Below are 25,691 nucleotides of genomic sequence, written 5' to 3' on the forward strand. Positions count from 1 at the left end.
GATTAGGATCCTTTGTTCGTTCGACTTGCTTAGATGATACGCCTAATGCTGACACAAACCTTTCCCGGGTCAATGCAACGCCATATTTATCAGGGGGAAAAATTTCAGGAGTTAACAAAAAAATAAGCCCGCGTAAGGGAGATTACGCAGGCTAAGGAGGTGGTTCCTGGTACAGCTAGCATTTATGGGTTATGTTTTTCAGCGGGGGGATAATACCCGTATTGAACGAAGCGGTATGTGATCCGATTCTAAGAATTATCCCAGCGTGAAAAAATCCCGTTGATTGACTATTTGCCGTGCGGATTTCGGGTATTTTCACCTTCAAAATTGCGCATCAGCAGCGCAAACTCCAGCTCTACTTCTTCAGGAACCGGCAGCCAGACCACATGGCCGTCGCCAGGTGCGACCTCAATCGCCTCACCTTTTTTGTTTTCCAGATGCTCCAGGCGGAAGTTCATGTTGCCCTGCGGTGTCATCAGCTCCAGGCTGTCGCCTTTAGTGAATTTGTTTTTTACGGCGACGGCGGCCAGCGGGCCTTTACGCTCGCCGGTGAAGTCGCCTACAAACTGCTGGCGTTCGGAAATCGAATAGCCATGCTCGTAGTTCTGGTAGTCGTCGTGGGTATGTCGACGCAGGAAACCTTCGGTATAACCGCGATGCGCCAGGCCTTCCAGCGTTTCCAGCAGGCTGGTGTCGAACGGTTTACCGGCGGCGGCATCGTCGATGGCTTTGCGATACACCTGCGCGGTACGAGCGCAGTAGTAATAGGACTTGGTGCGGCCTTCGATTTTCAGGGAGTGCACGCCCATCTGGGTTAAACGCTCCACGTGCGCGATGGCGCGCAGATCCTTCGAGTTCATGATGTAGGTGCCGTGCTCGTCTTCGAAGGCGGTCATGTACTCACCCGGACGTTTGGCTTCTTCGATCATAAACACGCTGTCGGTAGGCGCGCCGATACCCAGCGTTGGCTCAACGTTGGTGACCGGGATCGGCTCGTGTTTATGCACGATGTTACCGATGTCATCCTCTTTGCCTTCCTGAACGTTATATTCCCAGCGGCAGGCGTTGGTGCAGGTGCCCTGGTTCGGGTCACGCTTGTTGATATAGCCAGAGAGCAGGCAGCGGCCGGAGTAGGCCATGCACAGCGCGCCGTGAACGAAGATTTCGATCTCCATATCCGGCACCTGGGTGCGGATCTCTTCGATCTCTTCGAGAGACAGCTCGCGAGACAGAATGACGCGGGTCAGCCCCATCTGTTTCCAGAATTTCACCGTTGCCCAGTTGACGGCGTTAGCCTGCACCGAGAGGTGAATGTCCATCTCCGGGAAGTTCTCCCGAACCAGCATGATTAAACCCGGGTCTGACATGATCAGCGCGTCCGGCCCCATCTCCACGACCGGCTTCAGGTCACGAATGAATGTTTTCAGCTTGGCGTTGTGCGGCGCGATGTTCACCACCACGTAGAATTTTTTGCCCAGGGCATGCGCTTCGTTGATGCCGAGCTGAAGATTCTCGTGGTTGAATTCGTTGTTACGCACGCGCAGCGAATAGCGCGGCTGGCCCGCGTAGACGGCGTCGGCACCATAGGCGAAAGCGTAACGCATATTTTGCAGCGTTCCCGCCGGGGAAAGGAGTTCCGGTTTAAACATGTTTGTTCTCGTTCTGATGACAGGTCAGATCCGCGTGCACCAGGTGCAGCGGTAAGGGGAGATCCCCCACTTTAAGGGCGGGCATTGTAGCGCTGCGGGGCGGGGAGGTAAAGTCCGGACCCCTCACCCTAACCCTCTCCCCAGGGGGGAGAGGGGACTAAAACACCCTCTCCCCCCTGGGGAGAGGGCAGGGTGAGGGGAGAATGTTGTCAGGCAATCCTGCACGCATCCGCTTCCCAGCGATACCCCACGCCGTACACCGCACGAATAAACGACTGGTCGGCGTCCAGCGCCTCCAGCTTGCGGCGCAGGTTTTTGATGTGGCTGTCGATGGTGCGGTCGGTCACCACGCGGTAATCGTCATACAGATGGTTGAGCAGCTGCTCGCGGGAAAACACTTTTCCCGGCTCGTGGGAGAGGGTTTTCAGCAGGCGGAACTCCGCGGGGGTGAGATCCAATAGTTTGCTGCGCCAGCTCGCCTGGAAGCGGCTTTCGTCGACGATCAGCGGGCTTTGTGCATCCAGCACCTGCAATTCACGCTGCGGCTTGCAGCGGCGGAGGATGGTTTTCACGCGAGCGACCACCTCCCGCGGGCTGTAAGGCTTGCAGATGTAATCGTCAGCGCCGATTTCGAGCCCCAGCAGACGGTCGATCTCTTCGATTTTGGCCGTCACCATCACGATGGGTACATCGGAGAAACGACGAATTTCCCGGCACAGGGTCAGGCCGTCAGTACCCGGCAGCATCAGATCCAGCAGGATCAGATCCGGCGGCGTCTGGCGCACGTAGGGCAGCACCTGGTCGCCGTGGCTGATAAGCGTTGGCGCATAGCTCGCAGCGCGCAAATAGTCGATCAGCAGTTGCCCAAGTTTAGGCTCGTCTTCCACGATCAAAATACGCGGTGTGTTGTCGTCAATCGGTAACTCGGTCATGCTTCCCTCGATAAATCCCGTTCCAGAGGTAACTCTACTGTAATGCTAACCCCGCCAAAAGGCGAATGGGCGGCGCGGATGGTGCCGCCGTGGGCCTCCACAATATTAACGCAAATCGCCAGGCCAAGGCCGGAGCCGCCGCTGGCGCGGTTGCGTGAACCTTCGGTGCGATAGAAGCGCTCGAACAGTTTTTCCAGCTGCGCATCCTTCACGCCAGGGGCAGAGTCCGCAAAGGTCAGGGCAAAGCGCCCGTTTTCCTGCTTGCCGGAGATATGCAACCCGCCGCCGCCGTCGGTGTAGCGGAGGCTGTTCTCCAGCAGATTATTGAACAGCTGCATCAGGCGATCTCTGTCACCGAATACCACCGCGCTGTCAGGCAGCGAGAGGTTGATTTTCAGGTCACGGCTGGCGAAGCGTTCGCGGAACGCGCCGGTCACGACTTCAAGGATATTGATCGCGTCGATTGGGGCTTTCTGGTAGGCCAGGGCGCCTTCATCGGACATGGAAAGCTGATGCAGATCGTCCACCAGCTTGGTCAGCGTACCGACTTCCGCCTGTAGCGAGGCCACGGATTCGGGGGTGAACTGCCGCAAGCCGTCCTGAATCGCCTCCAGCTCACCGCGCAGCACCGCCAGTGGGGTGCGCAGCTCGTGCGAAATGTCGGCCATAAAGTCGCGGCGCATCTGCTGGTTTTTCTCCAGCGTGCTGGCGAGCTGGTTGAAGTCCTGCGCCAGCTTGCCCAGTTCATCCTGACTGCGGGTGTCCACGCGGGTCGAGAAATCACCCGCCGCCAGCTTATGCGTGCCTTCCACCAGGCGTTTAACCGGCGCCAGCAGGCCGCGCGCCAGCGGGAAGGTGGCGAGCGCCGCAAGCAGGGTAGAAAGCGCGACAATCAGCCAACTGGTCTGGCGCTGCTGGCGGTCAAAGTTGATGTCGGTGTTGCGCGTCAGCCGCTCGACCGGCGAGGCAATAACCCAGCCCACCGTGGCGCCGTTCGAGGTGATGGCGCGCTTTGTACCGTCCGGCGGTACCGGCGAGCGTGGGCCAACAAGCACGCGCATCTCCTGATCAATCACCCAGAACTGGGTGCGCCAGCCGTGCGGCGGCATGCCCGGCCCCGGACGGTCGTCGTCATTATCGTGCTCCAGCGAGCGCAGAATTTGAAATATAAAACGATCGTTATTGCGCAGAAAACGCCAGTTACCGTGCAGGCTATACTGTTCCCCCAGCGCGTCGCTTAAGCCCTGTAAGCGCTGTTCGTTACCGTGCTTGATGTAGTCAATAAAGCCGCGCTCAAAGCTGACCCGCACCGCCCAGTGCATGGTAATCAGCAGGACGATACAGGTAGCGAAAATCGCCACAAAAAGCTTACCGGTGATCCCCGGACGCCAGAATTTCATGGTGCACTCCTTTTGCCGCGTCGGATCACAACGTTTTTGGTCGTGTCATTCGGTACTCTGGCAAAGATAAAAGCGGGCAGGGCGATAATTACCGCCATGCTGAGGTAGGTGTATAAAAAGACCTGATGCGCGACGGGGGTGTCGGCGCTGAGATGGTGCTGACCGTACATGCCGAGCAGCAATCCGGCGACCGTGACCCCCACGCTCATAGAGAGCTGCATGATCATCGACAGCAGGCTGTTACCACTGCTCGCCAGTTCGTCCGGCAGATCTTTCAGCGTCAGGGTGTTCATCGACGAGAAGCGCATGGAGTTGATGATCCCCTGGCAGAACAGCACCAGTGGCAGGATGTAGTACCAGCCCAGCAGCGCCACGGTCATAAACAGCAGACTAACCAGCGCCAGCCCGAGCGTGGCGGCCACCAGCACCCGGCGATAGCCAAAGCGGTTTACCACCTGCACCACAATACGCTTCATCCCCATGCTGCCGAGCACCATCGGGATCATCATCAGCCCGGCATGGAACGGCGAGAAGCCCATCCCAATCTGTAAAAATACCGGCGTCATAAACGGCAACATGCCGCTGCCGATGCGTCCGGCAAAGCTGCCGAACAGACCAAGACGGTAGGTGGGATTCTTGAACAGGTTCAGGCTAAACAGCGCGTTAGCGTTGCCTCTGGCATGCCACAGATACCAGAGAATGGCGGTGACACCCAGCGCTACCAGCAGGGCGAGCGACAGGGAGGAGATCCCCAGCCCTTTTTGCCCGTCGAGCGCCAGGGTGAGCGTCGCCATGCCAGCTGCCAGCAGGATGAAGCCAAAGAAATCAAAGCGCCGGGTCTGCATTTTATAGTTCGGCATCAGCGTCAGGGTGGCAATCGCGCCGATAATACCGACCGGCAGGTTGATCAGGAAGATCCAGTGCCAGGAGGCATACTCCACCAGAATACCGCCCAGCGCCGGGCCCAGCAGCGGGCCGACCTGACCGGGCAGGGTGACGAAGGTCATCGCCGCCATATACTGCGCGCGCGGAACAATTTTCATCACCGTTAACCGCCCGACGGGCACCATCATCGCGCCGCCGACGCCCTGTAGCACGCGCGCCACCACCAGCTGGTCGAGGGTATTGGCCTGGGCGCAAAACAGCGACCCGGTGGTAAACAGCACAATGGCGGTGAAGAAGATGTTCCGTACGCCGACTTTATCCGCCAGCCAGCCGCTGGCGGGCAGCATCACGGCGACCGTCAGCACGTAGGCGACAATCACCATATGCATGTGCAGCGGGCTCTCCCCCAGGCTTTTCGCCATTGAGGGGAGGGCTGTGTTCACGATGGTCGTGTCCAGCGACTGCATAAAGAAGCCGAACGCGACGATCCACAATTGCCAGCGAACGTTACTGGGTAGGTCGGTCATTTACTCGGTCACCGTGGTTCTCTTTTTTCGCGAAAAACGCAGCCGCAGGCGGTCAAAGAACAGATAGACTACCGGCGTGGTGTAGAGCGTCAGCAACTGGCTCATCACCAGGCCGCCAACGATCGTGATCCCCAGCGGCTGGCGCAGTTCAGAGCCGTCACCGCCGGATATGACCAGCGGCAGTGCGCCGAACAGCGCGGCCAGCGTAGTCATCATGATCGGGCGAAAACGCAGCAGACAGGCCTGGAATATCGCCTCGTCCGGCGTCAGGTTGCCGTTGCGCTGGGCGTCCAGGGCAAAGTCGACCATCATTATCGCGTTTTTCTTCACAATACCTATTAATAGCATGATCCCAATGAGCGCGATGAGGCTGAATGGAGCACCGAACAGCTCCAGCGCCAGCAGCGCCCCCACGCCCGCAGAGGGAAGCGTGGAGAGAATGGTCAACGGGTGCACGTAGCTTTCGTACAGCACACCCAGCACGATATAAACCGTGGCAATGGCCGCCAGAATCAAAATAACCTGCGAGTTCATGGTGTCCTGGAACACCTGCGCCGTACCGGCAAAGCTGCCGCGCACGGAGGAGGGCACCCCGAGCTGGGTCATGGCGCGATTAATGGCATCGCTGGCCTCAGACAGCGACGAGCCGGTTGGCAGGTTAAACGAGACGGTCGAGGCGGCGGAAAGCCCCTGGTGGTTCACCGACAGCGGGGCGTTCGACGGCTGCCAGCTGGCGAAGTACGACAGCGGAATCGCCTTACCGTCATCATTGATCACAAACATCTTGTCCAGCGCGCTGATGTCCTGGGTGTAGCGCGGATCAACTTCCATTACCACCTTGTACTGGTTCATCGGCTGATAGATGGTGGAGACTTCACGTTGCCCGAAGGCGTTGTTAAGCAGGCTGTTGGCCGCCTCCACGTTAATGCCCAGGCGGGCCATAGTTTCACGATCGTAGGTGAGCGCCATCTCCGCGCCGTTGTTCTGGCTGTCGGAGTTCACGTCCGCCAGCTGCGGCAGCGCGGCCAGCGCTTTACGGATCTTCGGCTCCCACTCGCGCAGGGCGGCTAAGTCATCCGAGAGCAGGGTGTACTGATAGCTGGCGTTAGCCTGTCGTCCGCCGACGCGGATATCCTGAACGGCCATCAAAAACAGGTTTGCCCCCGGCTCTTTGGCGAGCTTCACCCGCAAGCGGTCAATGATCTGCTGCGCCGTTTCGTGACGTTCACCGCGCGGCTTAAGGGTAATAAACATCATCCCGCTGTTAACGCGCGAGCCGCCGGTAAAGCCGGTAACGTTGTCTACGGCCGGATCTTCCCGGATGATTTTCATAAAGTCCTGAAGCTTGCCGCGCATCGCCTGGAACGAAATGCTCTGGTCTGCCTGAATACCGCCCATCAGCACGCCGGTATCCTGCTCCGGGAAGAAGGTTTTCGGGATGGTAATGTACATCCAGACGTTGAGCACGATGGTGCCCATCAGCACCAGCCCGACAATACGCGTGTGGTTCAGCACCCATTTCAGCGATTTGCCGTAGCCGGACTGCATCGCCATCAGGACGTGGCCAAAGCCTTTCCTGCGCGGCTGTGAGTGTGGTTGGCTGCGCTTTAGCATCCAGCCGCACATCATCGGCGTTAGCGTCAGCGAAATCACCAGTGAGATACCAATGGCGACGGAGAGCGTGACGGCAAATTCGCGCAGCAGTCGCCCCGGCAGGCCGCCCATCAGCAGCAGCGGCAGGAACACCGCCACCAGCGACAGGCTCATGGACAGGACCGTGAAGCCCACTTCGCGCGTCCCCTGAAGCGCCGCCTGGAGCGGCTTCATGCCCGCTTCCAGATGACGCGAGATATTCTCCAGCACCACGATGGCATCATCCACCACAAACCCGGTGGCAATCGTCAGCGCCATCAGCGACAGGTTGTTAAGGCTAAACCCGCACAGGTACATGGCGGCAAAGGTGCCTATCAGCGATACCGGGACCGCTACCGCCGGGATCAGCGTGGCGCGCCCCGAGCGCAGGAACAGGAACACCACCAGAATTACCAGCGCGACGGAGATGATCAGCGTTTGCTCTACCTCTTCAAGCGAGGCGCGGATGGTGGGGGAGCGGTCCTGCGCAATCTGGAGATCGATGGCCGCCGGAATGGTTTCCTGAAGCTCCGGCAGCCGCGCGCGGATGCTGTTCACCGTCTGAATGATGTTGGCTTCCGGCAGCTTGCGGATCATCAGCAAAATCGCCGGTTTGGCATTGGTCATCCCGGCGTTACGCACGTCCTGCACCGAATCGGTGACGCTGGCGACGTCGCTCAGGCGCACCGCCGCGCCGTTGTTGTAGTGAATAATCAACGGCTGATACTCGGCGGCGGTTTTCAGCTCGTCGTTGGTCTGGATCTGCCAGCGGTGGCTGCTGTCCTCAATCGCACCCTGCGGCTTACGCACGTTGGCGTTGCTGATGGCGGAACGCACGTCGTCCAGCGACACGCCCTGATTAAACAGCGCCTGCGGATTCAGCCCCACGCGCACGGCGGGCAAGGAGCTGCCGCCGACATCCACGTCACCCACGCCGTCAATCTGGGCGATGGTTTGCGCCAGCTGGGTGGAGGCAAAATCGTACAGCTCGCCCTGGGAGTAGGTCTCTGACGTAAGCGTCAGGATCATGATCGGCGCATCGGACGGGTTGGCCTTGCGGTAGGTTGGACGGCTCGGCATGCCGCTCGGCAGCAGGCTTTGGGCGGCGTTAATCGCGGCCTGCACGTCGCGCGCCGCACCGTTGATATCCCGGTCGAAGTTAAATTCCAGAATGATGCGCGTGCTGCCCAGCGAACTGCTGGAGGTCATCTCGTTAACCCCGGCAATCCGCCCAAGCGATCGCTCAAGCGGCGTCGCCACCGATGAGGCCATGGTTTCCGGCGATGCGCCCGGCAGCGAGGCGCTGACCATGATCACCGGGAAATCGACCTGCGGCAGCGGGGCCACCGGCAGCAGCCGGAAGCCGAGCACGCCGCACAGGGTGATAGCGACGGAGAGTAAAATCGTCGCCACCGGACGGTAAATGAAGAGGGCGAAAAACTTCACTTACGCCTCCTCTTCACGTTTCGGGAAGCGGCTTTTCGTCCACAGGGCCAGACGGTCAAACAGCAGGTAGATAACCGGCGTGGTAAACAGCGTCAGCACCTGGCTCACGAGCAGACCGCCGACCATGCCGATGCCCAGCGGACGGCGCAGTTCGGCCCCCACGCCGGTGCTCAGCATCAGCGGCAGTGCGCCCAGCAGGGCGGCGAGAGTGGTCATCAGGATCGGGCGAAAACGCAGCAGGCAGGCCTGGTAAATGGCCTCGCGCGGCGCCATACCCTGCTCGCGCTCGGCGGCCAGCGCAAAGTCGATCATCATGATGGCGTTTTTCTTCACGATGCCGATAAGCAGGATGATGCCAATTATCGCAATCACGTCCAGTTCGCTCCCCGCCAGCATCAGCGCCAGCAGCGCCCCCACGCCCGCTGTCGGCAGGGTGGAGAGGATGGTGATCGGGTGGATGAAACTCTCATACAGCACGCCAAGCACGATATACATCGCCACCACCGCCGCGACAATCAGCCAGACGGTGCTGCCCAGCGCGGCCTGGAACGCCAGCGTACTGCCCTGAAACTGGGTCTGAATATCGGACGGGAAGCTGAGTTCTTTCTCCGCGCCCAGAATGGCCTCCACCGCTTCGCCCAGCGAATACCCATCCGGCACGTTGAACGAAATGGTGGTGGACGGGAACTGATCGAGATGGTTAATCGACAGCGGGGTGTGGCGCTCTTCCACGCTGGCAATGGCGCTGAGCGGCACAATCCCGCCGTCTTTGCTGGTCAGGCGTATCGAGTCCAGCGCGGCAAGCCCGGGCGTGTTCTCGGTGTTATGTTCCAGCACCACGCGATACTGGTTGGCCTGGGTGTAAATGGTGGAGATCAGTCGCTGACCAAAGGCGTTATACAGGGCGTTATCCACGTCGGACATGGTAATGCCCAGACGGCTGGCAGTGTCGCGGTTGACGTTCACGTACGCCGCCAGCCCTTTATCCTGCCAGTCGCTGCTGACGTCAGAAACCTGCGGCAGTGCTTTCAGCTTATCCACCAGCTGCGGCACCCAGGTGCTGAGTGCATCAAGCGAGGTGGCCTGGAGCGTAAACTGGTACTGCGTGCGGCTCACCTGCGTATCAATGGTTAAATCCTGGATCGGTTGCAGATACAGCTCAATGCCCGGCACGCGCGCCACCGCGCTTTGCAGTCGCTCAATTACCGCGTTGACGCGATCGTCGCGGTCATCGAGCGGTTTAAGGTTAATTTGCAGGCGCGCGCTGTTGAGCGACGGGTTGGTGCCGTCCACGCCCACGTAGGCAGTCAGGCTTTCCACCGCCGGATCTTTCATGATGATCTCAGACACCTGCTGCTGGCGCTGCGCCATGTTGGCGAAGGAGACCGTCTGCGGCGCCTGAAGCGTGCCCTGAATAATGCCGTTGTCCTGAATCGGGAAGAAGCCTTTCGGAATGAAAATCCACAGCATCACGCTGAGCGCCAGGGTGCCGAGCGCCACGCCGAGCGTCGCCCAGGGATGATTCAGGACTTTCGCCAGCACGCGGCCGTAGGCGGCAATAATGCGCTCGAACATCCGCTCGGAGGCGCGCGAGAAGCGGTTTTGCTTGCGCAAAGATTCGTGGCTCAGCATGCGGGCGCACATCATCGGCGTCAGCGTCAGCGACACCACGGCAGAGATCAGAATGGCGACCGCCAGCGTCACGGCAAACTCGCGGAACAGCCGCCCGACGATATCGCCCATAAACAGCAGCGGGATCAGCACCGCAATCAGCGAGAAGGTGAGCGAGATGATGGTAAAGCCAATTTCTCCTGCGCCCTTCAGCGCGGCGGCTAAGGGCTTTTCACCTTTTTCGATATAGCGCGAGATGTTCTCGATGACCACGATGGCATCGTCCACCACGAACCCGGTGGCGATGGTGAGCGCCATCAGCGTCAGGTTATTAATCGAAAAGTCGAGGAACACCATCACCGCAAACGTCCCGACCAGCGAGAGCGGCACGGCGACGGCGGGAATGATGGTTGCCGGAACGTTGCGCAGGAACAGGTAGATGATCATCACAACCAGCGCAATCGCCAGCATCAGCTCGAACTGGGTGTCTGACACCGAGGCGCGAATATTCGTGGTGCGGTCAGAAAGCACTTTCACGCTCACCGATTTTGGCAGGCTTTCCACCAGCTGCGGCAGCATGGTGCGAATGCTGTCGGCGGTATCAATAATGTTCGCGCCCGGCTGGCGCTGAACGTTCATGACAATCGCCTGCTGCTTATTGGCCCACGCCCCGAGCCAGCTGTTTTCCGCGCCTTGTTCGACGGTTGCCACGTCGCCGAGGCGGATCGGCGCGCCGTTTTGATAGGCCACAATCAGCTGGCGGTATTCATCGGCGGACTGCATCTGGTCGTTGGCAGAGAGCGTGACCGCACGGGTTGGGCCGTCCAGCGAGCCCTTCGCTGAGTTAACGTTGGCGCTGCTGATGGCGGTGCGAATGGTTTCGCTGGTTAACCCCAGCGCGGCAATGGCCTGGGCATTGAGCTTAACGCGCACAGCGGGGCGTTGACCGCCCGCCAGCGTCACCAGTCCCACGCCGGTCACCTGCGAAATCTTCTGCGCCACACGGGTTTCAACCATGTCTTCCACCTGCGTCATCGGCATGGCGGAGGAGGTGACGGCAAGGGTCATGATCGGTGGATCCGCCGGGTTGACCTTGCTGTAAACCGGTGGATTCGGCAGGTCAGACGGCAGCAGGTTAGTGGCAGCGTTAATCGCGGCCTGCACCTCCTGCTCGGCGACGTCCAGCGACAGCGTGAGCTGGAACTGAAGCGTGACGACCGAGGCGCCGCCTGAGCTCTGGGAGGACATCTGCTTCAGGCCAGACATCTGGCCGAACTGACGCTCCAGCGGGGCGGTGATGGCGGACGTCACCACATCCGGACTGGCGCCCGGATAGAGGGTGACAACCTGAATGGTCGGGTAGTCCACTTCCGGCAGCGCCGACACGGGCAGAAAACGGTAGCCAATGATCCCGGCCAGCAGGATCGCCACCATCAACAGGGTCGTCGCAACCGGACGTAAGATAAACAGGCGTGATGGCCCACCTGTAGAGCTCGGCGGCATCACCTGCATCAGGCTTTTGCTCCTGTATTTTGCGCTTCCACCACCTCGACCTGCGCCCCTTCGGTCAGACGGTCAATACCGTCGGTTACGACGCGGTCGCCAGCGGACAGCCCGGCACTGATTACCACCGTCTGACTGTCCTGGATCCCGGTTTTCACCAGATGTTTGCTGACCTTGTTTTCGCTGTTCAGCACCCAGACAAAGTTGCCTTCACTGCCCATTTGCAGGGCCGCCGTCGGGATCACCACGGCGTTTTCTTCTGTCGCGACCAGCATTCGCGCATTGACGAACTGATTCGGGAACAGGGCATCGTCCTGATTGTTGAAGCGTGCTTTAAGCTTGATGGTGCCGGTGGTGGTATCGATCTGGTTATCCAGGCTCAACAGCGAACCTTCGCTCAGCTTCTGCTTGTTGGTGCGATCCCAGGCTTCAACCACCAGCGCTTTTCCGGCCTTCTGCGCCTGTATCACCGTCGCAATGTCGCTTTCCGGCAGGGTAAAGACGAGATCGATAGGGTGCGTCTGGGTGATCACCACGATGCCCGTGGTATCGCCGCTGGAGATTTGGTTGCCGATATCAACCTGTTTCAGGCCCACGCGGCCGTCAATCGGCGCGGTGATCCGGCTCCAGTCGAGCTGGAGCTGGGCGCTGGCGACCGCGGCTTCGTCGGCCTTGATGGTGCCCTGAGATTCACTGACCAGAGACTGCTGGGTATCCAGCTCCTGGCGCGACACGAGGTTGGTTTTTACCAGCTGCTGATAGCGGGCTAAATCGCGGCGGGCATTGGCGAGGGTGGCTTTGTCTTTCGCGAGCTGCCCCTGCGCCTGCGCCAGGGCCACCTTAAACTGGCTTGGGTCGATTTCCGCCAGCAGATCGCCGGCTTTCACCTGCTGGCCTTCCTGGAAGTGGATGGCCATCAGCTGACCGTCCACGCGGCTACGTACCGTCACGGTGTTGGCGGCGGTAATGGTTCCCAGCCCGGAGAGATAACGAGGCACCGCTTTATTCACCGCCGTTGCCGCCTGCACCGGTGCCAGCGCCGCGCCGCGCATACCGTGGCGCCCGCCGCCCGTTGGACGTTGTGAGGGGCTATTGGCGCCAGCAGGTGCCGTGGAGTTCGCGGACTGGCTGTGCCAGTACCAGGCGGCGGCCAGGACCACCACAATCAGACCAACGGCGATTGCCCAGCGGGATTTGTTACTGCCTTTCATCGTTATACGTTCTCGTCCTGAAACACTTTCGGGGAATGATACTAGTTTAGTCAGGTAACACAGCGGAAAAATGGAGGAAATATGGAAGACTGTCAGGAATGGTCTGAGTGTGGTGCGTTGTTTCGCCGGGTGGCGGCTTCGCCTTACCCGGCCTACAAGATCCTCGAACCGTAGGCCGGGTAAGCGCAGCGCCACCCGGCACAACCCCATTAGCTAAACACCACCTGCGCCCAGCGGGCCAGTCCTGCCGTAACGGAGCCAAAGTCATCGCCGCCGGCAATCGGGATCCCCGGCAGCTGTTCCGCCAGCGCTTTCTTGATCAGCGGTGAACGGGCGCTACCGCCGGTCAGGTAAATCACGTCCGGTTTCTCTTTGCCATTCTCAAGCGCCAGCTGCACCTGCTCCAGAATACGCTGTAGCGGCTGAGCCAGCGCCATTTCCAGCCCTTCCTGGGTGATAGCCGTAGCCAGATCGTCACTGATAAACGGTAGCGTAACCGCATGCTCAGGACGATCGGAAAGGGCGATTTTGCTCTCTTCGGCGGTGCGCACCACGCGGTAGCTCAGGCGCTGACGCCACACCTTATACAGCAGCGCGACCTTCTCTGCATCCTGCGCATCACGCACCAGATCGTTAAGGAAACGCCCATTCGCGGTGCTGTAAAAATCACTCTGGGCAGGGACGTCGTTGATGGCAATCGCATTCCACCATGGCAGGATCGGCAGGGCGATGCCTTTCTCGGTTTGACCGCCCATGCCGAGCAGCGGCATCAGGCTCTTGAATGCCAGGGCGATATCCAGATCGTTACCGCCCACGCGGCAGCCGCTGTGCCCCAGCAGGCTGTTTTCACGATCGCGACGATGATGCCACTGCGGACCCATCAGCAGTAATGAACAGTCCGTCGTACCGCCGCCGATGTCCACCACCAGCACCCGTTTCTCTTCCGTCAGCGTGGCTTCAAAATCCAGTCCCGCCGCAACCGGCTCATACTGGAACACCACGTCACGGAAGCCAGCCCGGTGCGCTGCACGCTCAAGGATCCCCTGCGCCTGCTGGTTGGCTTCGTCGCCGCCCAGCCCCTGGAAGTTGATCGGACGGCCAATCACCGCCTGGGTGATGGCATCCGGCACCTGGGATTGCGCCTGATTGCGGATGTGCAGCATCATCGCGCAGACCAGATCTTCAAACATCGCCACCTGCTGTGGCTTCAGGCCGCTGGCGCCGAGGAAGGATTTCGGCGATTTAACGAAGTAGACCTCTTCCGGGTCTTCAATGTACTGCCCGAGGGAAGAGAGGCCGAACTGCACGCTGGAAGGGGTAACGTCGATATCTTCCTCGCGGTTAAAGCTGACCGCACGGCGCAGCAGCGCCTGGGTCTCCGCCGCCGTGGCCGGAACCTGATGGTGGCGGAACAGCCACTCGCTCACCGCTTCACGCGTGGGCGCACAGAGCATTGACGGCAACAGCGTACTGCCGTTTTCCATTTTCAGGAGCTGCGGTTGTCCGTTTTGCATTATCGCAACCGAGCAGTTTGCGGTGCCGTAGTCGAATCCAATAAACACAATAAATCCCCATGCCGGTGAGAAGGGGCGAGACTTTAGCGAAATGTCTGCCAGGCGACAACAGGAATATGAAAGCAAGGCGCAACGCGATCTTTCGGTTTATGCTGAGGTAAATACAAAAGGAGAGACGATGTTCACCCTGAACTGGCAACCGCCCTACGACTGGCAGTGGATGTTTGGCTTTTTTGCCGCGCGTGCGGTCACAGGGGTTGAGACCGTTACGGAGGATTACTACGAACGCAGTTTTGGCTATGCGGGGCATCAGGGCATATTTCGGGTTGTGCCAGACAGCGCAACCCATACGCTGGCGGTGTCGCTCAGCCCTGGCCTGATCCCGGTGGCGGATATTTGCCTGGATCGCATTGCCCGCCTGTTCGATCTTGATTGCGACCCGCTAAGAATTGCGAAGACCCTGGGCGACCTCGGCGCGGCGCGGCCGGGGTTACGTTTGCCGGGCGCGATGGATGCCTACGAGCAGGGCGTGCGCGCCATTCTCGGGCAACTGGTGAGCGTGGCGATGGCGGCAAAACTGGCGTCAAGAGTGGTGGCGCTGTGCGGTGAACCCATCCAGGACGCGCCGGGCTACCTCTGTTTTCCTCCGCCAGAGGTACTGGCCGCGGTGGATCCGCTGGCGTTGAAAGCCCTTGGGATGCCGCTCAAGCGTGCGGAGTCGTTGATTCATCTGGCGCAGTCGGTGGTGGACGGTGAATTCCCGCTGTTCCCGCCTGCGAACGTCGAGGCCGGGATGAAGGCGCTACAGCAGCGCCCCGGCATCGGGCGCTGGACCGCAAATTATCTAGCCTTGCGCGGCTGGCAGGCGAAGGATGTATTCCTGCCGGATGATTATCTCATTAAACAGCGCTTTGCCGGTATGACGCCCGCGCAGATCCGTCGCTATGCCGAGCGCTGGCAGCCGTGGCGCTCGTATGCGCTGTTACATATCTGGTACACCGACGGCTGGTCGCCGTCAGTTGATGGCGAAATAGCTGGTATTCAGCAGTAGATCGAGCGGCTGCGCTTCCCCGATGGTGTCGCCGTAAATAAAGTCAATGCCGATGCCCGACAGCGTATTCATCATGATCGACTGATGGCATGGCCCGGCAATGGTTTTTATGCCCAGACGCTGGGCGTGGCCCTGAATGATGGTCACCATCATCTCATCCATCAGATTGCCGTGGACGTTGGTCACCACGTCTGCATCCAGCAGCAGATAATCAGCGGTGTTGGCGCTGAGCTGGCTGAAGACGTTCATATCGCGTCCAACCCGGGTCAGCACCACGCGACAGCCAGCCTGACGAAGCTTTTGCAGACCCTGCTGCACGTTTTCATCCGTATTGCTCAGCACATCAACGGCGATCGCCAGATGCAGCAGCCGCGCCGGCAGCGGACCTCTGGTGATCAGGTCGAGCAGCTCATCCACCAGCGTGACGCTGGCTAAACCCGCTTCTGAGAGCGGCAGCGCGACGCCCATCCCTTTGGCCGCCACCTGTGCGGCATAGGTACGGAAAAATTCGCTGAATATACGTCGGTCAAGGGCGTGCAGCAGCTCCGGCTCCGCCAGCCCGGCGCGGAAGGCATGCTCTTCCAGCACTTCCCCCTGGCTGGTCCACAACCGCAGGGAAATCAGCCAGAAGCTACTGCTCTCGGGAATGCGCGGTGAGGCGACGCTGCGGGCGATCATCAGCAGATGATTATCTTTGATCATGTGCCACTGCTCATCCAGCGACATCATGCTGCGCGTGCTGTGGATCCGCTCCTGCTGGGGTTCATAGACGGTGACCACACCGCGCCCGCTGTTTTTCGAGGCGTAACAGGCGATATCGGCCTGAGACATCACTTCCGCTGTCTGATAATTAGCGTCGTCAATCAATGTGATCCCCGCGCTGGCGCCGATGCGGTGCAGGCGTCCTTCCCAGGAAAAATGATAGTTGTTGATGGCGTCGATCAACCGGCCCGCAATATAGCGTGCGCTTTCGACGTTGCAGTCCGGCAGCAGCAGGCCAAACTCGTCGCCGCCCAGACGCGCCAGCACGTCGCTGGAGCGCAGCATGGTCAGCATCAGCGAAGAGAGTTCGCGCAGGAGCGCGTCGCCCGCCGCGTGGCCTGCGGTATCGTTCACCGCCTTAAAACGGTCAAGATCGATAAAGACCAGCGCGTGACGCTGATGGGTCTCCTGTACCGTCTGCAACAAGCGCTTAAGATGGTTTTCAAAACTGACGCGGTTCGCCAGGTGGGTAAGGGCGTCATGGGAAGCGCTGTAGCTCAGCTGGCGCAGCATTTTGCGCGACTCGGTGACATCCTGAATCACCAGCACCGAGCCGATAGCGTGCCCCTCCAGGGTGCTGAGCGGGGTAATGCTGTAATGAATGTCGAAACTGCCGCCATTCCGGCAGTTTAGCACCACATCCTGTTCGATATCGGTACGGGACATATCGCCGCTGTGGATGTTTTCCATTAACGGGCCGTTCTCGCCGAAGGTAATGTGCAGCACCTTCAGAACGGGCTGACCCAGCGCTTCGCTTTGCGACCAGCCGCTCATCTTCTCGGCGACCGGGTTCATAAAGGTGATGTTCATGTCGATATCGGTGCACAGCACCGCTTCGCCGATGGAGTCGAGGGTGATATGCAGGCGCTCTTTTTCCTGGAACAGCGCCTCGTTCAACTGCTTCACCTCGGTCATATCCATGTTGATCCCTAACAGCCGCTCCACTTCGCCCTGTTTGTTCAGCACCCGGTTCGCCAGCGAACGAATGTGGCGAATGCCATCCTTGACGCGAATGCGAAATTCCAGCTTGAAAGGCACCCTGGCCTGGAGTGACTCACGCAGTACCTGTTCGGCGTGCGCACGATCTTCAGGCACCATGGCCGCATGCCAGAGCTGCCAGGTGGGTTTAATGTGCGGGGGGATCTCGTACAGCTCAAACATCCGTTTATCCCAGCTGATCACGTCCGGCTCGAGATCCCACTCCCAGATCCCGATGCCGCCGGCTTCGTTCGCGAGGGTGATACGCTCCATCAGACGCTTATTCACCCACTCGGTCTGTTTCAGGTCGTTGATGTCTTCAATCTGGGCAATAAAGTAGAGCGGCGTGCCGTCTGCATGGCGCACAACGGAAACGGCCAGCAGCGCCCACACCACCTCGCCGCTGCGGGTGTAGTAGCGTTTTTCGAGGCTGTAGCTGTTGATCTCCCCGTTAATCAGCTGTTGCAACTGCTCCAGGTCGGTATTTAAATCTTCCGGCCAGGTTAACTGCTGGAACGTGAGCGATTGAAGCTCAGACTGACTGTAACCGAGGAAATTGCACAGCGCCTTGTTGGCCTGAAGCCACTGGCCCTCAATGCCCACCAGCGCCATACCAATCGCGGAATATTCCATCGCATTACGAAAACGTTCTTCGCTTTCAGTAATATGTTTACGCTCGGCCCGGAAGGCATACATCACCATCGTCATAATGTTGGCGGGGAGCAGCATCATCAGAAAGGGAAGCCATGGCGCGTTGAAGGTCACCATCATGTTTGAAGGTGTCATGGAGGGCGGGTTTCGCGCCATCATCAAGGACACCATCATGATGGTGAATAAAAAAATCAGGAATGCTTCCATTCGCGGCAGGCGTACCGCGCTCCACATCAGCAAAACGATGATGCAGGTGAACGGCCACGGCAGCCAGGTGATTGCCGTCCAGCTAAGAACCAGCGTAACGACCAGGGTCACCAGCGTTTCCAGCAGCAGTCTCGGGTTTCGGTGGCGCAGCAAGTAATGCGGTTTAAACAGCAGACCTAACGGTACAAGCGCCAGCGCGCCAATGGCTTCTGAAAGTACCCAAAACAGAAAATTACGCAGCGGCTCCGCGCCTGGCACCAGAAAATGAACCAGAATGCCGCCCACCAGCGGCGGCACCAGGGCGCTGCCGAGGGCAAGGCGTATCCAGTCGTTGAGGTTTTGCAGCGGGTTATACCAGGGGAGCAGCTTACGCAGCAACACCGCACCAACACAGGCCTCAATAATATTGATTGCCGTGTAGGTTAAGTTGATTGATTCCCATGAAAAGAGCATCCACGAGGCAAAAATATTGCCAAAGGAGCAGGCGAGGGCGATGCCGGGCCACATTTTTCCCGCATGGCGGTAAAACGCCACCATCATAATGGAGGTCGGGAACCACAATGGCGCCAGCAGCGTACCGAAGCGAGTCAGCTCAAGGGAAAATAAGGTGAAGATGAACGTGACCAGACCCAGACAGACAAGCCGCAGTAAAGGATGTGGGGTAGTAACCAAAACCCGCTGGTATTGTTTATTCATTACCGCTCTATCCAGGGACGCCGTGTTGTCAGGAGCCAGCTCCGGACGCGTGAAATCATTAATTTGGTTTATGCTAGTACAAACATTTTACAATTCATATGCTGAGTGCTCAGATTTTGACTTCATAGACTTATAAAATAGTTACTCTGCGAAGAAGGGGGATGAAATGGTGAAAATCCGTGCGTAAAAATTTCGCTAAAGGCGTGAAACGGCGCTTTTCAGCCCGCCTCGCATAACCTGCGCATTCGACTGGTATCACGCCCCCGAAATCCCTATAATTGCCGCGTTTGACGCTCCGGCGTCGTCCTTCCTTACATCCAGGTTAATCAGGTCGCTAAATTTATGACTGATAAGTCTCATCAGTGCGTCATCATAGGCATCGCCGGCGCATCGGCTTCAGGTAAAAGTCTTATTGCCAGTACGCTTTATCGCGAACTGCGTGAACAAGTGGGTGATGAGCATATCGGTGTTATTCCCGAAGATAGCTATTACAAAGATCAATCCCATCTTTCGATGGAAGAGCGCGTAAAAACCAACTACGACCACCCCAGTGCGATGGATCACAGTCTGCTGTTCCAGCATCTGGAAGCGCTGAAGCGCGGCGAGGCGATTGAGCTGCCCGTCTACAGTTACGTGGAACATACCCGCACCCAGGAAACGATCCGCATTGAGCCCAAGAAGGTGATTATCCTTGAAGGGATTTTGCTGCTCACCGACGCCCGTCTGCGCGAATCAATGAACTTCTCGATTTTCGTCGATACCCCGCTGGATATCTGCCTGATGCGGCGTATTAAACGCGACGTTAACGAACGCGGTCGCTCCATGGACTCCGTGATGGCGCAGTATCAGAAAACCGTTCGTCCGATGTTCCTGCAATTTATTGAGCCTTCTAAACAATACGCCGATATTATTGTGCCTCGCGGCGGTAAAAACCGTATTGCCATTGATATCTTAAAAGCGAAAATCAGTCAGTTTTTTGAATAAGCCGTGTGAATTGTGTACCGTTCAGAGATAACCTGGTTTTGCCCTGACGCCGTAAGGATTCAGGGCGCGATGCACGAAAGGAGAAAGTGCCATGCGTCTTTGTGACCGCGATATAGAAGCCTGGCTGGATGAAGGCCGCCTGTCTATCACCCCGCGTCCGCCGGTTGAGCGTATTAACGGCGTGACCGTCGATGTACGCCTGGGGAATAAGTTCCGCACCTTCAGCGGCCACACGGCACCGTTTATCGACCTCAGCGGGCCGAAAGACGAAGTCAGTGCGGCGCTGGATCGCGTCATGAGTGACGAAATCGTCATCGAAGAAGGAGAGGCGTTTTATCTCCATCCTGGCGAACTGGCGCTGGCGGTGACCTTTGAATCGGTCACGCTGCCTGCGGATCTGGTCGGCTGGCTTGACGGACGCTCTTCTCTGGCGCGTCTGGGCCTGATGGTGCACGTCACCGCGCACCGTATCGATCCGGGCTGGTCTGGCCGTATCGTGCTGGAGTTCTTTAACGCCGGTAAACTGCCGCTGGCGCTTCGCCCGGGAATGATGATCGGTGCGTTGAGCTTCGAACCGCTGACCGGCCCGGCAGACCGTCCTTATAACCGCCGTCAGGACGCAAAATATCGCGACCAGCAGGGTGCGGTTGCCAGCCGTATCGATAAAGACTGATCTGTGAGTTCACTGAGGAAGCCATGAGAAGAGTTCTGACAACGCTGATGATTTTGCTGGTGGTGCTGGTGGCTGGCCTTTCAGCGTTGGTGCTGCTGGTTAACCCGAATGACTTCCGGGCCTACATGGTGCGGCAGGTTGAAACGCGCAGCGGGTATGAACTCAAGCTGGACGGGCCGCTGCGCTGGCACGTCTGGCCGCAGCTCAGCATTCTCTCCGGACGTATGTCGCTCACCGCGCCAGGCGCCGCGCAGCCGCTTGTTACGGCGGATAACATGCGTCTTGATGTCGCGCTCATCCCGCTCTTATCCCATCAGCTCCAGGTTGAACAGGTGATGCTGAAAGGGGCGGTGATTCAGCTTACGCCACAAACCGAAGCCGTTCGTCAGGCGAATGCTCCGGTCGCACCGCGTGAAAATACTTTGCCTGACGTTCCGTCTGACACCGGCTGGTCTTTCGATATTGGTAATCTGAAAGTCGCTGACAGCGTGCTGGTTTTCCAGCATGAGGATGACGAACAGATCACCGTCCGCAATATCAACCTCAAGATGGAGCAGGACGCCAACCATCACGCGACCATGGAGTTCTCCGGGCGGATCAACCGTAATCAGCGCGATCTCAACCTGTCGATGAATGCGAACGTGAACGCCTCTGACTACCCGCACCAGCTGACGGCGGACGTTCAGCAGGTCAACTGGCAGCTGACCGGCGCGGATTTACCCGCGAAGGGGATCGCCGGCCAGGGCACGATGCAGGCGGTGTGGCACGAAGAGCGCAAACAGCTCGAACTGAACGCGCTCAACCTCCAGGCCAACGACAGTTCCCTGAAGGGGCAGGCGAGCGTCACGCTTGATGAGAAACCCAAGTGGGTGTTGGATCTGCAATTCGACAAGCTGAACCTTGAGAACCTGCTCGCGGCCCAAACGGTGAATGCGACCGATGAGGGTGTCGCGCAGGTAGGGCAAAGCCAGGTCACGCAGTCGCGTCCGGTGATCTCCTCCAGTCTCAATCTGCCTGACTACAATGGTCTGCGCGGATTTACCGCCGACATTCTGCTGAAAGCGAACAGCGTGCGCTGGCGTGGGATTGATTTTACTGACGTCAACAGCCAGATGTTCAACCACAACGGCCTGCTGGTCATCTCTGAGCTCAGCGGAAAAATGGGGGCAGGAAATCTCTCCCTGCCGGGCACGCTGGACGTACGTAAAGACGTTGCCAGCGCCGCGTTCCAGCCGCGTCTGGAAAACGTTGAAATTGGCACCATCCTGAAAGCCTTTAATTACCCGATTTCCCTCACGGGGCAGCTGTCGCTGGCCGGGGATTTCTCCGGCACGAAGATTGATGCGGACGCCTTCCGTCGTAGCTGGAAGGGGCAGGCGCACGTTGAGCTAAAAGATTCGCGCATGGAAGGGCTGAACTTCCAGCAACTGGTGCAGCAGGCGGTAGAGCGCAGCAGCAGCGTGAAGGCGAATGAAAACTACGATAGCGCAACCCGTCTCGACAGCTTTACCAGCGAGCTTGCCCTCGACAACGGTCAGCTCTCGCTCGACGAGATGCAGGGAATCTCGTCCCTGCTGGCGCTGACCGGAAACGGCGCGCTGGATCTGGTGAAGGAGACGGTTGACACCCGCTTCAACGTCCGCGTGAAGGCCGGCTGGGAAGGGGAAGGCCAGCTTGTCGAGTTCCTGAAAGAGACGCCGATACCGCTGCGCGTGTACGGAAAATGGCAGGAACTGAATTACAGTTTGCAGGTCGATCAGATCCTGCGTAAGCACCTTCAGGATGAAGCGAAACGTCGGCTGAATGACTGGGCGGACCGCAATAAAGAGTCTCAGTCTGGTAAAGACGTGAAAAAGTTGCTCGATAAGCTCTGATGCCTGTTGTGCCGGGTGGCGGCTTCGCCTTACCCGGCCTACAAAAGCCAGACACCGTAGGCCGGGTAAGCGAAGCGCCACCCGGCTTTTTTACACCTCAAAATCCATCTCATCTTCACCGCGCAGCGGTATCAGCTGCACCTTCTGCACGCGATGGCTCTCTACCTGCAAGGTTTTGATCATGTAATTCCCCACCTGGACCTCTTCGCCCGGCTGCGGAATACGTTGCAGATATTCCATCAGCAAACCGGCGATAGTGTGGTATTCGCGCTTCTCGTCCAGCGGAAGCGGAACGAACTGCACCAGATCTTCGAGCGGCATATGGCCGTTGGCGGTCCAGCTGCCGTCTGCGTTTTTCTGAATATCGTGGCGTGCATCGATCTCATCCACCTCATTAGGCAGATTACCGGCGATGGTTTCCATCACGTCGCTGAGCGTCACCAGCCCTTCCACAGAACCAAACTCATCAACGACAAACGCGAAGTGAGTACGCGCGTTGCGGAACTGCTCCAGCGCGGAGAGCAGCGGCAGCGCTTCCGGGAAGACCAGCGGCTGGCGCACCAGCGCGCGCAGGTTGAGCGGCTCACCGTGAAGCTGCTGTTGCAGCAGGTCAATCACGTGTACCACGCCCAGCAGCTCTTCTTCCTCTTCTCCGCCGGTCACCACCACGCGGGTGTGCTGGTTTTTATCCAGCAGGACACGGATCTGCTCTTCCGGTGCCGTCAGGTCAATATGCTCAATGTCGTGGCGGGAGGTCATGATACTGCTGACCGAGCGCTGGTTGAGGTTAAGCACGCGCTCTATCATCCGGCGTTCCTGCGGGTTGAAGATCTGCCCGTCGCTGTGGTCGGCTAGCATCGCAGCGGATTCAGCATCCAGCTCGGCATCCTCTTTTTTGCCGCTCAGCAGGCGCATCACCGTATCTGCGGTGCGCTGTCGTAATGTCTGGTTCGCGGAAAGAAAACGGCGGCGGTTGAAAATGGCCAGTTGGTTAAGAAACTCAATAAGCACCGAGAAACCAATGGCTGCGTACAGATATCCTTTCGGGATATGGAAGCCAAAACCATCCGCCACCAGGCTAAAGCCAATCATCAGCAGGAAGCTCAGACAGAGAATGACGATAGTCGGGTGACTGTTCACGAAGCGCGTCAGGGCTTTACTGGCGAGCACCATCAGGGTGATGGCAATGATCACGGCGGCCATCATCACCGCCAGATGGTCAACCATCCCGACGGCAGTAATCACGGAGTCGAGAGAAAAGACGGCATCCAGCACCACTATCTGCGCGACCACCGGCCAGAATTTAGCGCCTCGCCGCTGGGTGGGGTTTTCACTGTCTTTTCCTTCCAGCCGCTCATTAAGCTCAACCGTGGCTTTGAACAGCAGGAACAATCCGCCGAAAAGCATGATCAGGTCGCGGGCGCTAAAGCTCAGACCCTGCACGCTGAATAAGGGTTTGGTGAGCGTGACCAACCATGATATTGAGGCCAGTAACAGCAGACGCATCACCATGGCGAGCAGAAGACCCGTCACGCGGGCGCGGTCGCGTTGTGAAGGGGGTAATTTATCGGCAAGGATGGCGATAAACACCAGGTTATCAATGCCGAGCACTAATTCGATGACGACCAGCGTCACCAGCCCGGCCCAGATTGATGGATCGGCAATCCATTCCATAGTAAATGCAATACCTTCTGTTATATGACTAATGTCACACTTCGATCATGGATAAAGCAGACGTAAATTGCAATGCCGGGGTGAGATTTCTCTTAATGCTACACTCAGGTAAAACCCATTTGCGGGGCGGTGTAAATAAGGTAATTGCGAAGATTTAATTACAAAAGACGATATTTAGGATATATCGCAATAAATGGTCTGGTGCTCTATTTTGTCAATATAAAGAAAATCCGAAAACCTCAAAACTTTGCTCTTAATATTAATCTTAAAAACGAATATTAGGACGGTTGTCTCCTTGCCTGCTATTAGGTTAGCTGCAACAATTCTTCCAGCATCAAATGTTAAATCTCCTTGTTGCTATTTTTGTTTCAGTCTTTGGTGAAGGTTATACATTATCAATCACCCGTTTAAGGTGGCGGATATATTTCTCAAAAGGCCTGATCCAAGAGGGTGTCTAACCATAACGCATTGTTTAGTCAGTGGATTGGTAACTGAAAGCCAAGGGCGGTAGCGTGCCTGAAAGCGTGTGAATCAGCCTCAATTATTCTGTCAATAGCCAATGGATGAATAAGCTTTTTTTAGGACTGATGCCAGTTATATTGCTAAATGATTAACTGCATTCTGATTGTCACCACGACCCGCGCTTATTTTAATTGCACAGGATAATTACTCTGCCAAAGTGATAAATAATCAATGATGAAATCCAAAATGAAATTGATGCCATTATTGGTGTCTGTGACCTTGATGAGTGGTTGCACGGTCTTTCCCGGCAGCAATATGTCAACAATGGGCAAGGATGTGATTAAACAGCAGGATGCTGATTTTGATCTCGACAAAATGGTGAATGTTTACCCATTAACCCCACGTCTGGTAGAACAATTACGCCCACGTCCGAATGTTGCTCAGCCAAATATGTCTCTGGACCAGGAAATTGCCTCTTACCAGTATCGCGTTGGTCCGGGTGACGTCATTAACGTGACCGTCTGGGATCACCCGGAACTGACCACACCTGCGGGCCAGTACCGTAGCTCAAGCGACACCGGTAACTGGGTACAGTCCGATGGCACCATGTTCTATCCCTACATTGGCAAAGTGCACGTCGCGGGCAAAACGCTTGCTGAGATCCGTAGTGATATTACCGGCCGCCTGGCGCAGTACATTGCTGACCCGCAGGTGGACGTTAATATCGCCGCGTTCCGATCTCAGAAAGCCTATATCTCAGGCCAGGTCAACAAATCCGGCCAGCAGGCTATCACCAACGTCCCGCTCACCGTTCTTGATGCGATCAATGCCGCAGGCGGCTTAACCGACGGTGCTGACTGGCGCAACGTGGTGCTAACCCACAACGGCAAAGAGCAGCGCATTTCGCTTCAGGCGCTGATGCAAAACGGTGACCTGACCCAGAACCGTCTCCTCTATCCGGGCGATATTCTTTACGTGCCGCGCAACGACGATCTGAAAGTGTTCGTGATGGGTGAAGTGAAGAAACAGAGCACCCTCAAGATGGACTTCAGCGGTATGACCCTGACCGAAGCCCTGGGCAACGCGGAAGGTATCGATCTGACCGCCTCCAACGCCAGCGGTATCTTTGTGATCCGTCCAATCAAAGGCGAAAACGCGAAAGGCAAGATTGCCAACATCTACCAGCTGGACATGTCCGACGCGACGTCGCTGGTCATGGCAACGTCGTTCCGTCTCCAGCCATACGATGTGGTCTATGTCACCACCGCGCCGGTTGCCCGCTGGAACCGTCTGATCAACCAGTTGCTGCCTACCATCAGTGGCGTTCGCTACATGACGGATACGGCGAGCGACATTCATACCTGGTAAG

At 57.9% G+C, this 25,691-nt stretch carries 15 protein-coding genes; 5 read left to right on the forward strand and 10 right to left on the reverse strand.

Going from position 1 to position 25,691, the window contains the following annotated elements; all coding sequences use genetic code 11:
• Nucleotides 1-287 precede the first annotated feature (287 nt).
• The 8 genes from trhP to yegD form a co-directional block, all read right to left on the reverse strand.
• Nucleotides 288-1,649, reverse strand: coding sequence for a prephenate-dependent tRNA uridine(34) hydroxylase TrhP (trhP, locus tag AC4OVS_RS07700; RefSeq protein WP_017383261.1), 1,362 nt, complete (start codon nt 1,647-1,649; stop codon nt 288-290).
• A gap of 209 nt (nt 1,650-1,858) precedes the next feature.
• A complete protein-coding gene (gene baeR, locus AC4OVS_RS07705; RefSeq protein ID WP_015572364.1) occupies nt 1,859-2,581 on the reverse strand; it encodes an envelope stress response regulator BaeR in 723 nt (240 codons plus the stop codon).
• Nucleotides 2,578-3,981 carry an envelope stress sensor histidine kinase BaeS gene (baeS, locus tag AC4OVS_RS07710; protein ID WP_199159820.1) on the reverse strand — a complete coding sequence of 468 codons (1,404 nt, stop codon included), beginning with the start codon at nt 3,979-3,981 and terminating at the stop codon, nt 2,578-2,580. Before baeS ends, baeR begins: the two co-directional genes overlap by 4 nt.
• Nucleotides 3,978-5,393 (reverse strand): MFS transporter, encoded by a 1,416-nt coding sequence (locus AC4OVS_RS07715; RefSeq protein ID WP_491922302.1) that lies wholly within the window; start codon nt 5,391-5,393, stop codon nt 3,978-3,980. Before AC4OVS_RS07715 ends, baeS begins: the two co-directional genes overlap by 4 nt.
• Entirely contained in the window at nt 5,394-8,471 is a 3,078-nt protein-coding gene (mdtC, locus tag AC4OVS_RS07720; protein ID WP_163347522.1) for a multidrug efflux RND transporter permease subunit MdtC, read from the reverse strand. It lies immediately after the preceding gene.
• Nucleotides 8,472-11,594: an MdtB/MuxB family multidrug efflux RND transporter permease subunit gene (locus AC4OVS_RS07725; RefSeq protein ID WP_023300557.1), complete on the reverse strand. Its 3,123-nt coding sequence runs from the start codon at nt 11,592-11,594 to the stop codon at nt 8,472-8,474.
• Nucleotides 11,594-12,796, reverse strand: coding sequence for an MdtA/MuxA family multidrug efflux RND transporter periplasmic adaptor subunit (locus AC4OVS_RS07730; protein ID WP_032623941.1), 1,203 nt, complete (start codon nt 12,794-12,796; stop codon nt 11,594-11,596). The genes AC4OVS_RS07725 and AC4OVS_RS07730 overlap by 1 nt, the downstream gene beginning before the upstream one ends.
• A 209-nt stretch (nt 12,797-13,005) precedes the next feature.
• The gene (gene yegD / locus AC4OVS_RS07735) at nt 13,006-14,358 is read right to left on the reverse strand and encodes a molecular chaperone (protein ID WP_063857602.1); all 1,353 of its coding nucleotides are present in this window, start codon (nt 14,356-14,358) and stop codon (nt 13,006-13,008) included.
• A gap of 130 nt (nt 14,359-14,488) precedes the next feature.
• Here yegD and alkA point away from each other — a divergent pair, with 130 nt between their 5' ends.
• On the forward strand, nt 14,489-15,361 hold the full coding sequence (gene alkA / locus AC4OVS_RS07740; RefSeq protein ID WP_126291210.1) for a DNA-3-methyladenine glycosylase 2: 873 nt from the start codon (nt 14,489-14,491) through the stop codon (nt 15,359-15,361).
• Here alkA and AC4OVS_RS07745 read toward each other — a convergent pair.
• Entirely contained in the window at nt 15,326-18,655 is a 3,330-nt protein-coding gene (locus AC4OVS_RS07745) for a diguanylate cyclase (protein WP_023306576.1), read from the reverse strand. The genes alkA and AC4OVS_RS07745 overlap by 36 nt on opposite strands.
• 342 nt (nt 18,656-18,997) lie before the next feature.
• Between AC4OVS_RS07745 and udk the strand changes: the two genes are divergently transcribed.
• The 3 genes from udk (at nt 18,998) to asmA (ending at nt 22,186) form a co-directional block, all read left to right on the forward strand.
• A complete protein-coding gene (gene udk / locus AC4OVS_RS07750; RefSeq protein ID WP_000130320.1) occupies nt 18,998-19,639 on the forward strand; it encodes a uridine kinase in 642 nt (213 codons plus the stop codon).
• 91 nt (nt 19,640-19,730) lie between these two features.
• Entirely contained in the window at nt 19,731-20,312 is a 582-nt protein-coding gene (dcd, locus tag AC4OVS_RS07755) for a dCTP deaminase (protein ID WP_006811250.1), read from the forward strand.
• Nucleotides 20,313-20,335: 23 nt separating this feature from the next.
• Nucleotides 20,336-22,186: an outer membrane assembly protein AsmA gene (asmA, locus tag AC4OVS_RS07760; RefSeq protein ID WP_154051433.1), complete on the forward strand. Its 1,851-nt coding sequence runs from the start codon at nt 20,336-20,338 to the stop codon at nt 22,184-22,186.
• A gap of 90 nt (nt 22,187-22,276) precedes the next feature.
• Here the strand turns inward: asmA and AC4OVS_RS07765 are convergent, their stop codons facing one another.
• Nucleotides 22,277-23,860, reverse strand: coding sequence for a TerC family protein (locus tag AC4OVS_RS07765; RefSeq protein WP_367075998.1), 1,584 nt, complete (start codon nt 23,858-23,860; stop codon nt 22,277-22,279).
• Nucleotides 23,861-24,553: 693 nt separating this feature from the next.
• Here AC4OVS_RS07765 and AC4OVS_RS07770 point away from each other — a divergent pair.
• Nucleotides 24,554-25,690: a polysaccharide export protein gene (locus AC4OVS_RS07770; RefSeq protein WP_022648641.1), complete on the forward strand. Its 1,137-nt coding sequence runs from the start codon at nt 24,554-24,556 to the stop codon at nt 25,688-25,690.
• Nucleotide 25,691 lies beyond the last annotated feature (1 nt).

Source organism: Enterobacter sp. 4974935, from assembly GCF_058661735.1.